This window comes from Streptomyces sp. Root1304 (assembly GCF_001426405.1).
In the GTDB taxonomy this organism is placed as follows: Bacteria; Actinomycetota; Actinomycetes; order Streptomycetales; family Streptomycetaceae; genus Streptomyces.
Window position 1 is genome coordinate 925,585 of the sequence record NZ_LMEP01000001.1, and the last position, 11,726, is coordinate 937,310.

Here is an 11,726-nt window from a genome sequence, read left to right on the forward strand (position 1 = left end):
CGGACGTTCCGCAGGACTTCACACGGAGTACGGGGGGTGGACAGGTGATTCTCACGGTCACCCTCAACACGGCACTGGACCTGACCTATCGGGTCCCCGCGCTCACCCCGCACGCCTCCCACCGCGTCACCCAGGTCATCGAACGGCCCGGCGGCAAGGGCCTCAACGTCGCCCGGGTCCTCGCGGCCCTCGGCCACGAGACGGTCGCCACCGGCTTCGCGGGCGGCACCACCGGCGGCGTCCTGCGCGAGCAGCTCGCCGCGACGCCCGTCCGGGACGAACTCGTCGCCACCGCCGGCCCCACCCGCCGTACGGTCGCGATCGTCGACGCCACGACCGGCGACACCACCCAGCTCAACGAACCCGGACCGACCGTCTCGGCCGCCGAGTGGACCGCCTTCCGCGACCACTTCACGGAACTCCTGGACGGCGCCTCGGCGGTCGCGCTCTGCGGCAGCCTCCCGCCGGGCATCCACGTCGGCGCGTACGCGGAACTCGTCCGGCTCTCCAGGACGGCCGGGGTCCCCGTCCTCCTGGACACCAGCGGCGAACCCCTGCGGCGGGGCATCGCCGCCCGCCCGGACCTGGTCAAGCCGAACGCCGACGAACTCGCCCAGCTCACCGGCTCCCGCGACCCGCTGCGCGCGACCCGCGAGGCACGGGGCCGGGGCGCCCGCGCGGTCGTCTCGTCACTGGGCCCGGAGGGACTGCTCGCCGCCACCCCGGAGGGCCTGTGGCACGCGGCCCCGCCCGCACCGGTGAAGGGCAACCCGACGGGCGCGGGCGACTCGGCGGTGGCGGGCCTGCTCTCGGGCCTGGCCGACGACGCGCCCTGGCCGGAACGACTGACCCGGGCGGTGGCCCTGTCGGCGGCGACGGTGCTCTCCCCGGTAGCCGGGGAGTTCGACCGCACGGCGTACGAGGAGCTGCTGCCCCGGGTGAAGGTGACGGAGGAACCGGCGCGGGTGTAGGAACCGCGCCCGAGAGCTCAGCCCGCACCCATGCGGCTCCACGCCGGTTCAGGCCCGAGCGGCCATGTGGTCGAATTCAGACCACAACGGCATTTTTCCCTAGCCTCGACCCGACTCGTGATCGATGATGCAGCGATCACACACGGTCGCCCTCAGGGAGAGACACATGCGCCGGAGAGTCCTCACCACTGCCGGAATTCTCGCCACGACCCTGGCCCTGACACTGCCGATGACGGGTGCGGCCCACGCAGAGGAGAACACCGGCAGCGCCTCGTGCAACACCCCGGGCGCGCACGGGGACTTGTATTACTCGAACTACCACGGCCCGGACGCCACCGTGGAGATCTCTTTCACTCTGGACGACACCCTGGCCGACGGCTACGAAGTGCGCATGCGCCTGCTGTCCACCGACGTCTGGGGAAAGGTGCACTACTGGCCGTGGCGCACGAACGCCAAGGGCTCCGGAACGAGGAGCACGTGGGAGACCACCGCCTCGCACCCCAACGGGCTGTTCAACATCGGGGTGCAGGTTGCCCGCACCAACAGTGCGGGCACCCTCGTCAACAGCTGCTCCGACTGGTAGGCGCGGGCTCACCGGGCCCGACGCCGTCCGACCGTCGCGGGCACCCCGGGGACGCGAGGCTCACCTACCGGTGTGGCCGGCCTCCAGGTAGACCTGGTCCAGGATCGCCTCGCACGTGTCGCCCGCTTCGCAGGAGATCTTGAGTGCGTTGTCGCCCTTCTTCAGGTTCACGTAGGCGTACGTGTAGGTCCAGCCCTTCTCCCAGTCGCCTTCGGCGGCCTTCGCGAAGTTGGACATGTTCACGCCGCGCGGCGGCTCGCCGTTGACCGTCAGCGTGGTCTTGGCATCCTTGCCGGGCACGCCGTACGTGATGCGGAGCGTGTACTCGCCGGAGTCGGGCACGTTGACGGACCAGCTCGCCGAACCGCCCACCCCGTTGAAGGTCACATAGGCGCCGTCCGCGCCCTTCGCACCCTTCACGTCCTTGGACAGGGACGCCGCACCGCCCAGCTTCAGGGTGGCCGCATCCTGCTTCGGCAGCTCCGCCTGGGTCTTGTCGGGGCTCGGCTCCGTGGTCGGCTTCTCCGAGACCGTCGAGGGCGCGGTCGGGGTGGTGCCGCCGGCCTGGCCGTTCTTGTCGTCCTTGTTGCCCGAGTTGCTGATCACGGCGGCCGTGATGGCGATCACGACGACCGCGACGACCGCGACCGCGCCGATCAGCAGACCCTTGGTGTTCGGGCCGCGGCCGGAGCCGCCGTGGTGCTGCTGCGGCGGGGCCTGGCGGGGCGGCTGGCCGCCGTACGTCTCGGGGGCGGCGTACTGCGCCTGCGGCTGCCCGTAGGAGGCCTGCTGCTGCGGCGGCACGTAGGGCTGCTGGCCCTGCGGCGGCTGCCCGTACTGGCGCTCGCCGACCGTCCTGACCTGGTTGTACGAGGTGCGGGGGACGCCTGGCTGCGCCTGCGCGGGGCCGGGGTAGCCGTAGCCACCACCCTGCGGGGGCTGGGCACCCGCCGCCTGGCCGTCCTCGTACAGGTAGCCGAACGGGTCGTCGTTCTCGGGCGTGTTCGCGCCGTCGTTACCGGCAGCCATCCGGGTTCCTCTCCATGCTCGCCAGCCGTCGCCGACCGGCCGAGCCTACCCCGAACGGAGCAGCCGCCGAAGCGGGCCCGGGCGGGTGCGGCGCCTCAGCCGGCGCGGCGGTGGACCTTGGCACGGGAGCGTTTCTCCACGTACATCCGTTGGTCCGCGGAGTTCAGGACCTCTTCCACGGACATCCCGCATTCGGCCCATCCGATGCCGAAACTCGCCCCCACCCGAACGGCCCGCCCGTCCACCCGGATGGGCGGAATGATCGCGTTGCGGAGGCGTACGGCCAGGTCAGCGGCATCGGCCGCGCCGAGCCCGTCGGCGAGGACGACGAACTCGTCACCGCCGAGCCGGGCGACGGTGTCGCCGTCGCGAACGCCGGTGGTGAGCCGGCGCGCCACCTCGATGAGGACGGCGTCGCCGGTGTGGTGCCCGAAGCGGTCGTTGATCGACTTGAAGCCGTCCAGGTCGCAGAAGAGGACGGCGAGTCCCTTGGTGCCGTCGTCGACGTCGCCGCCCGTGGGGGCCACGATGTGGACGTGGTGGTCGTACGGGCCGACGCCGGCCGGCTCGAAGCCGAAGCCGTGCTCGTGGGCGTGCTCGTACGGGGAGCCGCCGTAGCCGGAGGGCGCGGCGGGAGCGGGGTCGTGGCCGGAGTCACCGGAGTCGTACGCGGGCTCGTACCCGCCGTCGCGCTGGGAGTCGTACCCCGAGGTGTCGTACCCCGCCGTGTCGTAGCCCGCCGTGTCGTAGCCGCCGTCGCGCTGGGAGTCGTAGCCCGGCGTCTCGTAGCCGCCGTACGCGACCTCGACGGCGGGGCCGGGGGCCGCCGGGCGCTCGCAGAGGCGGGCGGAGAGGCGGGAGCGCAGCTCGGCGCTGTTGGGGAGGCCGGTCAGGGCGTCGTGCGAGGCGCGGTGGGCGAGCTGGAGCTCGTGCCGCTTGCGCTCCTCGATGTCCTCGACGTGGGTGAGGAGGAAGCGGGGGCCGTCGGCGGTGTCGGCGACGACGGAGTTGCGGAGGGAGACCCAGACGTACGTGCCGTCGCGCCGCCCGAGCCGCAGCTCGGCCCGGCCGCCCTCGGCGGAGGTCCGCAGCAGGGTCCCTATGTCCTCGGGGTGGACGAGGTCGGCGAAGGAGTAGCGCCGCATGACGGACGCGGGCCGGCCGAGGAGCCGGCACAGGGCGTCGTTGGTACGGAGCAGGCGGCCGTGCTGGTCGCCGCCCATCTCGGCGATGGCCATGCCGGAGGGGGCGTACTCGAAGGCCTGCCGGAAGGACTCCTCGCTGGCGCGGAGGGCCTGCTGCTCGCGTTCGAGCCGGACGAGGGCGCGCTGCATGTTGGAGCGGAGGCGGGCGTTGCTGATGGCGATGGCGGACTGGGAGGCGTACATCTGGAGCGCCTCCTGCCCCCAGGGGCCGGGGTGCCGGCCGTTGCGCGGGCGGTCGACGGATATGACGCCGAGGAGCTCGCGGCCGGAGCCGGAGGCGTACATCGGGGCGTAGAGGCGGTCGTGGGGGTGCCACTCGTCCTCGAAGCGGGGCGCGGGGCCGTCGGTGTGCCACTGGGGGACGTCGTCCTCCATGAGCACCCAGCCCTCGGTGTGCGAGATGAACCGCAGGTCGCCCCAGGCGTCGGCCATGGAGAGGCGCCGGTCCCAGGAGGCGCGGGAGCCGACCCGGCCGGTGATCAGGGCCTCGGCGGCGGTGCTTCCGGCGAAGGCGGCGACGACGAGGTCACCGTCGGGGCGTACGAGGTTGACGCAGCACAGCTCGTAGTTGAGACCGGCGACCACACCGTCGGCGACGGTCTGCAGGGTGTCCGCCAGGCTGCGCGCGGTGTTGAGGTCCGCCACGACCTGATGCAGCTGCCGCAGGGTCGAGAGACGGACGTACGGCTCCGACTCGGTCTCCATCGCTCGCTCTCCCCGAGACCTCGACAGCAACTCCAGGGTTCTCATCGGCTTCGTGGTGCACAGTCACGATTTACCGTGCACTGTCATCGCCACTGAATCACAGCGAGCTGCGCACCCGGTACACAGGGTCAGCAAATACTCGTGTCTGTGACTCAAGTCACAGCAGGTCATGGGCGGGTCGCGTACAACCCCGGCGGCGGGCGGGCACGGGGGCGCGGTGGGCGCCTCCGTGCGGCCCGGCAGGCGTCTCCGCCGTGACCTGCGGGCGCCTCCGTAGCGTCCCGGCGGGGGCCAGGACCTAGGTCCGGCGGGGGTGCCGGACTGGTCCCCGGGCCCGATGCGGGCGCCGGAGGGCCCGGACTAGCGTGCGAGTGTGCTGCAGAAGACTCCCGCCACTCCCCCCGTGTCCGATCTGGCCATCCCCCATGCTGAGGGGGTGAGCAACGACGACTTCCGGGCGGCGATGTCCCGCCTCGCGGCGGGCGTGGTCCTGGTGACCGCGCACGACCCCGACGACGGCCCGCGCGGCGAGGACGTCGGTATGACGGCCACCGCCTTCATGTCGGTCTCCCTCGACCCGCCACTGGTCCTGGTCAGCCTCCGCAACGGCTCCCGCATGGACGACCTGCTCGCCGAGGTGCCCGTCTGGGCGGTGTCGATGCTCGCCGAGAACCAGCGGCACATCGCCGGCCGCTTCGCGATGAAGAACCGCGTGAGCGACCGGCTGCTGTTCGCGGACCTGCCGTACACCCGGGGCGAGGAGAGCGGCGCGCCGCTGATGAGCGGCGCGCTCGCGGCCCTGGAGTGCCGCACGGAGAGCAGGGTCGTGGCCGGCGACCACACGCTGGTGGTGGGCCGGGTCCTGTCGGTCGACGGCCCGACCCCGGAGGGCGGCCCGCTCATGTACTACCAGGGGAAGTACCGGCACCTGTCCTGAGGCGGGGCGGCGGCGCGTGGCGGAACGCCTCACGCGCCCCTTCGGCCACGGTCCGAGAATGGCCGGAGCTTCGACTCTCAGCGTCCTTCATGAGGCTTCGCCTCCGCCTCCCGCCTCCCCGCAAGGCGATGCCCCGCACCCCAGGGCGGCCCTGATGTTGTCCACCGCCGTCGTCCAGGCGACGCCGGTGGCGGGCTGGAGATACGCGATACGCAGCAGCCGGCCGCCGTGCCACTCGTGAACGACGGCCGTCAGCACCCCTTCACCTCGGCTCGCGATGTCGCGGACCCTCCGGTGAAGGAGGGGGTGGCCCTCCCCACCCTCGGCGCCCGGCACGCTCACCGATCGGGTTCCTCACAGGCGTCGAACCACCGTTCGAGGAATTCCCGCCACCCGGCTTCGGCCCGAGCCCGGAGAGCCGGGCTCAACCCGTCCGGCGGTACGGGAACGCCGCTCTGCGGTTCGTCAGCTTCCGTCATTTCCACGATCCCCACCTTAAGCGCAAACGACCCTAAGCGGCAAGCACTTAAGGTTGATCGGGTCCGGCAGAAGCAAGGAAGTAGGGTCGCTGACAACAGTCACCTGGAGGTAGGAACATGTCGGGCGATGCGTGGATCAGCGAGACCGCGCCGTACCTGGCCCCGCGCGAGCCCGGCCAGAGCGACGCATGGACCGATGAGGCCGCTCGCCGTGGGCGCCGAGGCGGCCAACGGCTTCTCCAGGCAGGCGAAGTGGACGCCCCCGACGCCATCCGTACCGCCCTGCGGTTGTCAGCCGCCGAGCGCGTGATCGTCAGACGTCGGCTGATCCTGCTCGACGACCGGCCCGTGGAACTGGCCGACTCGTACTACCCCGTCCCCATCGCGGGCGGCACGCCCCTGGCAGAGCCGGGCAAGGTGCCTGGCGGCGCCGTCACCCTGCTCAAGAACCTGGGGTACACCGGCGCCGAGGTCGTCGAGGACGTGAGCGCCGCCCTCGCCACCACGGAGGAGCGCGAGCACCTGGAGCTGCCTGAGGGCAGTGCCGTCCTCCACCTGCTCCGCCTGACGCGAACCGCCGACGGGACTCCGATGGAGGCCTCACTGATGACCATGCCGACGGACAGACACCTCACGTATCGGCTCGGGAAGCAGGGCGTGTGATGGCGAAGGAGTTCAAGGATCCGAGATCCCCGCACCAGAAGATCGCGGCGGAGCTTCGACGGCAGATCACCCGCGGTGACCTCCCTCCGGGAAGCAAGCTGGGCTCGACCGCCGAGCTGATGAAGCAGTACGGCGACGTGGCCAATACGACCGTCCAGAAGGCCCTCCAGGCGCTGAAGGCGGAGGGACTCCTCGAAGGGCTCCCGGGCAAGGGCGTGTACGTGCGGCAACACGCGCAGCAGTCCGTCGAGCCGATCGCCTTCATGAGGCCGGCCGGGCCGGGTGAGCCGTACCCCTGGATGTCCGAGGCCGCGAAGCGGCAGCAGGTCGGCAGGTCCCAGCTCCTCGGCGTCGAGGTCGTCGTCCCGCCGCAGGAAGTGGCCGAAGCCCTGCACCTGGAGGACGGCGAGCGAGCCGTGCTCCGCAAGCAGATCCTGTTCCTGGACGGGGAGCCGACGGAACTCACCCGGTCGTACTACCCGCTGAGCCTGGTCGAGGGCACGGCCGTGCTGGAGAAGAAGCGGATTCGGGGCGGTACGCCGGCGCTGCTCGACTCCATGGGCTTCCCTCCACGCGAGTTCGTGGACGAGTTGTCGTCCGAGATCCCGACGGAGGAGGAGGTCGTGGCGCTGGAGCTTCCGAAGGACATGCCCGTACTGGTCGCCTTCCGGGTGGTCTACTCCGACGCCCGGCGTCCGATCGAGGTCACACTGATGACGAAGGCGGCACACCGCTACCGGATGCGCTACAGGCTGCCTGTGATGTAGCGCCCACTCCCTGGTACGGGGGCGGCGGCCGGGACACGGCCCCGGTCAGCTCCAGTCGCGCGACCGGCGGGTCTTCTTCGTCTCCGAGCGCTGTTTCTTCTCCCGCAGGCGGCGTTCGTTGATGCCCCGGGGGATCTTCGTCGGTCTGCGGGGCTTCGGTGGCGGGGCCGTCGCCTCGGCGAGCAGGGCGGCGAGGCGGACCGCCGCCGTCTCGCGGTTGCGCCACTGGGAGCGGTGCTCCGAGGCGCGGACCGTCACGACGCCGTTGACCAGGCGGGACGCCAGGCGCTCCAGGGCGCGGGCCTTCCACACCTCGGGCAGCGACTCCGTGGCGGCGAGGTCGAAGCGCAGCTCGACCTGGGAGTCGCTGGTGTTCACATGCTGTCCGCCCGGGCCCGAGGAACGCGAGAAACGCCACTGGAGCTCGGCCTCGGGAAGCGAGACGGAGCCGCGAATGGGATACGGACCGGACATGCCCTCCATGTTCCCCGCACAGGGCCATCGGAGTCATCCTGTTTTCGCACGGAAGCTTCCGGGAACCGCCGGGCGCTCACGCGCGTTCCTCCAGGCAAGACATCACGATGAAAGGGACTTTCCATGGCTGTGAGCCTGTCCAAGGGCGGCAACGTCTCCCTGACCAAGGAGGCCCCCGGCCTCGCCGCCGTCACCGTGGGCCTCGGCTGGGACGTCCGTACGACCACCGGCACGGACTTCGACCTCGACGCCTCCGCCATCGGTGTGGACGCCGCGGGCAAGGTCGCGTCCGACGCGCACTTCGTCTTCTTCAACAACAAGTCGACGCCCGACCAGACCATCGTGCACACCGGTGACAACCGCACCGGCGAGGGCGGCGGCGACGACGAGCAGATCAACGTCAACCTCGCGGCCCTCCCGCCGAACGTCGACAAGATCGTCTTCCCGGTCTCCATCTACGACGCGGTGAACCGCTCGCAGAACTTCGGCCAGGTGCGCAACGCGTACATCCGCATCGTCAACCAGGCCGGCGGCGCCGAGCTCGCGCGCTACGACCTCTCCGAGGACGCCGCCGTCGAGACCGCCATGGTCTTCGGCGAGCTGTACCGCAACGGTGCCGAGTGGAAGTTCCGCGCGGTCGGCCAGGGCTACGCCTCGGGCCTGGAGGGCATCGCCCGCGACTTCGGCGTCAACCTCTGATCCTTCGCACACAGGTGGAGCCCCGGCCGGGAAGTCCCGGCCGGGGCTCTACCCTGTGCGCGTGATCGTCGAAGCCCTCGCCCCCAAGGCCCTGGAGGACGGCGCCGCGCTCCCCGGCGCGCTGCTGACCGAGCTCACCGCGCTGTACGCCTCCAACGAGGAGTTCCACCAGCTCAGTGGCGACTTCCCGGACCCGTCCGACGTCCGGCCCGAGCAGATCGCGGCCACCCTCGCCGAGGAGCTGGCCCAGCCCGGCTCCGAGGTCCTCCTCGCCCGCTCCGAGGGCCGGCTCGTGGCGGTCGCCGTGACCCTCGCCCACCACCCCGACCCGGCCGATCCCGACCCCTGGCTGGGGCTTCTGATGGTCCACGGGGACGTCCGCCGCTCGGGCCACGGCCGCCGGCTCGCCGCGTACGTCGAGGACCGCTTCCGCGCCGCCGGCCGCACGGGTCTGCGGCTCGCCGTCCTGGAGAACAACCCGAAGGCGCTAGCCTTCTGGACCTCCCTCGGCTACGAGGAGACCGCCCGCCGCCGGGACCGCGCGCTCGACCGCCCGTGCGTGGTCCTGCGCAAGAGCCTCGCGGAGAACACGCCTCAGAGCCTGTCTTCCGGATCAGCCCCCTAAGGGGCCGTCGGACGTTCGTCGCCGTACAGCCACACGTCCCACAGGGAGTCCAGGTTCCGGCCCGCCACGGATTCCGCGTAGGCGGTGAAGTCGGCCGTGGTGGCGTTGGCGTGGCGGTACTTCGCCGGCCAGCCGCGGAGGATCTCGTCGAAGACCGCGTCCCCGACCGTCTCCCGCAGCTTGTGCAGGACCATCGCGCCCCGCTGGTAGACCGGCGGGTCGAAGAGGTTCTCGGCGGTGGGCGGCGCGGCCGGCGGGAAGGCCCAGTTGGCCTCCTGGGCGAACGCCCGCTCGAAGTGCGTCCGCGCGGGGACGTGTTCGTACTCCTCCGTGTAGAGCCACTCCGCGTACGTCGCGAAGCCCTCGTTCAGCCACAGGTCCCGCCAGCTCGCGGGCGTCACCGAGTTCCCGAACCACTGGTGGGCCAGTTCGTGGACGAGTGTCGTCCGGTCGAAGGAGGCGGCGGGGAAGACGGGACGCGTCTGGGTCTCCAGGGCGTAGTCGAGGGTGCCGTCGGCGGTGACCGTCGCCCCGGCGGCCGAGAAGGGGTACGGGCCGAAGCGCCGGACCTGCCGGGCGAGGATCTGCGGGACCTCGTCCCGCAGCGCCGCACTCCGCGCGGCAACCGACCGCTCGGCGGCGGTCAGGACCGGCACCGCCGGGTCGGGGGTGCTCGCCGCCTTCGTCTCGTACCGGCCGATCGCGACCGTCGCCAGATAGCTCGCCATCGGTTCCGGCGCGTGCCACACCGTGGTGACCCGGCCGTCCGGCTCCGTCCGGCGGGCCGTCCTGACCCCGTTCGAGAGCGCTTCGAGCCCGGCGGGGACGGTCAGGGTGATGTCGTACGCGGCCTTGTCGGAGGGGTGGTGGTTGCCGGGGAACCAGGTCATGGAGCCGGTCGGCTCGCCGACCGCGACCGCCCCGTCGGCCGTCCGCAGCCAGCCCTCCTCCGAGCCGTCCGCGTCCGTGACCCGCTCGGGCACACCCGCGTACCTGACGACCGTCCGGAACTCCGCGCCCTCCCGGATCTCCTCGCGCGGCCTGAGCGTCAGCTCGTTCCCCGCCCGGTTGGCCGCCGCGGGCGCGCCGTCGACGGTCGTCCCCTCGACGGTGAGGCCCGCCAGGTCGAGGTTGAAGGCGCTCAGGTCCTGCGTGGCGCGGGCGGTGATGTCGGCGGTCCCGGTGAGCCGCCCGGTCCCGGGGTCGTACGCGAGGTCCAGGGCGTAGTGCCGGACGTCGTAGCCGCCGTTCCCCAGCTTCGGGAAGTACGGGTCGCGCACCCCGGCCGCCCCGGGCGTACCTCTGACACCACCGGTGGCACCGGTGCAGCCGCCCGCGAGCAGCGCGAGGGCGACGAGGGCGGCGGCGAGGCCGCCGGTGACGGTTCCGGTGCGGTGGCGCTGGATCACGTAACGATCCTAAGCAGGACGGATCAGGTATCCGCCCCAAGCGGGACGGATCGCGTATCGGCCCGGGACGGATCGTGTATCGGCCCCGAGCGGGACGGAAGCGGAATCCGCCGCGGAAAGCGGGATCGGGATACGGAAAAGGTTCGGGACACGGAAAAGGTGATGGCGCCCGGCGGGGGATCCGGGCGCCATCACCAGCTGTGGGGTCGGCCGGTCGCGAGGTCGACCGCGAGGTCGACCTGCCGGCCTTCCGGTTACTTGCCGAGCGTGGCGACGCCGGCCTGGGCGAACTTCTCGTCGAGGTCGCCGGAGGGGGCGCCCGCGACACCGATGCCCGCGATGGGCGCGCCCTTGGCGGTCACCGGGGCGCCGCCGGCGAGGAAGAGGGNCGGTTACTTGCCGAGCGTGGCGACGCCGGCCTGGGCGAACTTCTCGTCGAGGTCGCCGGAGGGGGCGCCCGCGACACCGATGCCCGCGATGGGCGCGCCCTTGGCGGTCACCGGGGCGCCGCCGGCGAGGAAGAGGGTGCCGGGGATGTCCTTGAGGGTGGGGGCGTTGGTGAGGCGCTTGGCCAGCTCGGAGGTGGGGGCGTTCCAGGAGACGGCGGTGTAGGCCTTCTTCACGGCCGACTCGTAGGACTGCGGGCCGGCGCCGTCGCCGCGGAGGGTGACGATGGTGTTGCCGTTGCGGTCGACGACGGCGACGGAGACGCGCTGGTTCTCCTTCTCGGCGGCGTCCAGCGTGGCCTGCGCGGCCTTCGTGGCNGCCGCGGAGGGTGACGATGGTGTTGCCGTTGCGGTCGACGACGGCGACGGAGACGCGCTGGTTCTCCTTCTCGGCGGCGTCCAGCGTGGCCTGCGCGGCCTTCGTGGCGGCCTCGATCGTCAGGTGCGTCGACTGCTGCAGGTTGGCGTTGCCGGCGTCGGCGGTGATCGCGGCGGCGGGGGCGGCGGCAGGGGCGGAGGCGTTCGCGGAGACCGCGCCGAAGGTACCGGCGGCGATGACGGCGGCGGCGGTGGCACCGAAGAGGATCTTCTTCATGAGGAACTCCGTGAGGGTGAGATGCGGTGAGGAGGTCTGCCGAGCGGCGGGGCTTCGTGCTGCTCCTTCGCTCTGCAACCCATCCTGTGGCCGGAACCCGGGCCGCCCGGTCCACGGTCCGGCTGCCCTCCTCACGCAC

Annotated in this window: 13 protein-coding genes and 1 pseudogene; 7 read left to right on the plus strand and 7 right to left on the minus strand. The window is 71.8% G+C overall.

Annotated features, from left to right (window positions below; genetic code table 11):
- Nucleotides 1-44: 44 nt before the first annotated feature.
- A complete protein-coding gene (locus ASD33_RS04260) occupies nucleotides 45-971 on the plus strand; it encodes a 1-phosphofructokinase family hexose kinase (protein WP_056553314.1) in 927 nt (308 codons plus the stop codon).
- 166 nt (nucleotides 972-1,137) lie between these two features.
- Nucleotides 1,138-1,554 carry a hypothetical protein gene (locus ASD33_RS04265; RefSeq protein ID WP_057573880.1) on the plus strand — a complete coding sequence of 139 codons (417 nt, stop codon included), beginning with the start codon at nucleotides 1,138-1,140 and terminating at the stop codon, nucleotides 1,552-1,554.
- A 60-nt stretch (nucleotides 1,555-1,614) separates the two neighbouring features.
- Here ASD33_RS04265 and ASD33_RS04270 read toward each other — a convergent pair whose 3' ends face one another.
- Together ASD33_RS04270 and cdgB are read right to left on the minus strand one after the other, a co-directional pair.
- The gene (locus ASD33_RS04270; RefSeq protein ID WP_056553322.1) at nucleotides 1,615-2,583 is read right to left on the minus strand and encodes a CBM35 domain-containing protein; all 969 of its coding nucleotides are present in this window, start codon (nucleotides 2,581-2,583) and stop codon (nucleotides 1,615-1,617) included.
- 95 nt (nucleotides 2,584-2,678) lie between these two features.
- Nucleotides 2,679-4,493: a diguanylate cyclase CdgB gene (cdgB, locus tag ASD33_RS04275; protein ID WP_056553325.1), complete on the minus strand. Its 1,815-nt coding sequence runs from the start codon at nucleotides 4,491-4,493 to the stop codon at nucleotides 2,679-2,681.
- Between the two features lie 373 nt (nucleotides 4,494-4,866).
- Between cdgB and ASD33_RS04280 the strand changes: the two genes are divergently transcribed.
- The 3 genes from ASD33_RS04280 (at nucleotide 4,867) to ASD33_RS04295 (ending at nucleotide 7,339) form a co-directional block, all read left to right on the plus strand.
- On the plus strand, nucleotides 4,867-5,430 hold the full coding sequence (locus ASD33_RS04280; protein WP_242426827.1) for a flavin reductase family protein: 564 nt from the start codon (nucleotides 4,867-4,869) through the stop codon (nucleotides 5,428-5,430).
- A 596-nt stretch (nucleotides 5,431-6,026) separates the two neighbouring features.
- Nucleotides 6,027-6,572: a UTRA domain-containing protein gene (locus tag ASD33_RS04290; RefSeq protein ID WP_056553335.1), complete on the plus strand. Its 546-nt coding sequence runs from the start codon at nucleotides 6,027-6,029 to the stop codon at nucleotides 6,570-6,572.
- Entirely contained in the window at nucleotides 6,572-7,339 is a 768-nt protein-coding gene (locus ASD33_RS04295) for a GntR family transcriptional regulator (protein WP_056553338.1), read from the plus strand. The genes ASD33_RS04290 and ASD33_RS04295 overlap by 1 nt, the downstream gene beginning before the upstream one ends.
- 45 nt (nucleotides 7,340-7,384) lie before the next feature.
- Here the strand turns inward: ASD33_RS04295 and arfB are convergent, their stop codons facing one another.
- Nucleotides 7,385-7,822 (minus strand): alternative ribosome rescue aminoacyl-tRNA hydrolase ArfB, encoded by a 438-nt coding sequence (gene arfB, locus ASD33_RS04300; RefSeq protein WP_056553340.1) that lies wholly within the window; start codon nucleotides 7,820-7,822, stop codon nucleotides 7,385-7,387.
- 114 nt (nucleotides 7,823-7,936) lie between these two features.
- Here arfB and ASD33_RS04305 point away from each other — a divergent pair, with 114 nt between their 5' ends.
- Together ASD33_RS04305 and ASD33_RS04310 are read left to right on the plus strand one after the other, a co-directional pair.
- Nucleotides 7,937-8,512, plus strand: coding sequence for a TerD family protein (locus ASD33_RS04305; RefSeq protein ID WP_017238251.1), 576 nt, complete (start codon nucleotides 7,937-7,939; stop codon nucleotides 8,510-8,512).
- Nucleotides 8,513-8,573: 61 nt separating this feature from the next.
- Nucleotides 8,574-9,137 (plus strand): GNAT family N-acetyltransferase, encoded by a 564-nt coding sequence (locus ASD33_RS04310; protein ID WP_056553891.1) that lies wholly within the window; start codon nucleotides 8,574-8,576, stop codon nucleotides 9,135-9,137.
- On the opposite strand, the gene ASD33_RS04315 is transcribed toward ASD33_RS04310, so the two are convergent.
- The 4 genes and pseudogenes from ASD33_RS04315 to ASD33_RS34820 all read right to left on the minus strand — a co-directional run.
- Entirely contained in the window at nucleotides 9,134-10,546 is a 1,413-nt protein-coding gene (locus ASD33_RS04315; RefSeq protein ID WP_056553343.1) for a M1 family metallopeptidase, read from the minus strand. The two genes, ASD33_RS04310 and ASD33_RS04315, sit on opposite strands and share 4 nt — an antisense overlap.
- A 254-nt stretch (nucleotides 10,547-10,800) precedes the next feature.
- The coding region (locus ASD33_RS33820; RefSeq protein ID WP_206780088.1) for a heme-binding protein at nucleotides 10,801-10,934 on the minus strand (134 nt) is incomplete at its 5' end.
- Between the two features lie 4 nt (nucleotides 10,935-10,938).
- Nucleotides 10,939-11,310 (minus strand): heme-binding protein (locus tag ASD33_RS04320; RefSeq protein ID WP_057573886.1); only part of this gene is annotated, 372 nt, incomplete at its 5' end.
- 1 nt (nucleotide 11,311) lies between these two features.
- Nucleotides 11,312-11,726: pseudogene (locus ASD33_RS34820) on the minus strand (hypothetical protein); the annotation flags it as partial.

Coding starts and splice junctions, on each gene's coding strand:
- ASD33_RS04265 (WP_057573880.1), top strand. CDS start 1,138: ATGCGCCGGAGAGTCCTCACCACTGCCGGAATTCTCGCCACGACCCTG.
- ASD33_RS04270 (WP_056553322.1), bottom strand. CDS start 2,583: ATGGCTGCCGGTAACGACGGCGCGAACACGCCCGAGAACGACGACCCG.
- cdgB (WP_056553325.1), bottom strand. CDS start 4,493: ATGGAGACCGAGTCGGAGCCGTACGTCCGTCTCTCGACCCTGCGGCAG.
- ASD33_RS04290 (WP_056553335.1), top strand. CDS start 6,027: ATGTCGGGCGATGCGTGGATCAGCGAGACCGCGCCGTACCTGGCCCCG.
- ASD33_RS04295 (WP_056553338.1), top strand. CDS start 6,572: ATGGCGAAGGAGTTCAAGGATCCGAGATCCCCGCACCAGAAGATCGCG.
- arfB (WP_056553340.1), bottom strand. CDS start 7,822: ATGGAGGGCATGTCCGGTCCGTATCCCATTCGCGGCTCCGTCTCGCTT.
- ASD33_RS04305 (WP_017238251.1), top strand. CDS start 7,937: ATGGCTGTGAGCCTGTCCAAGGGCGGCAACGTCTCCCTGACCAAGGAG.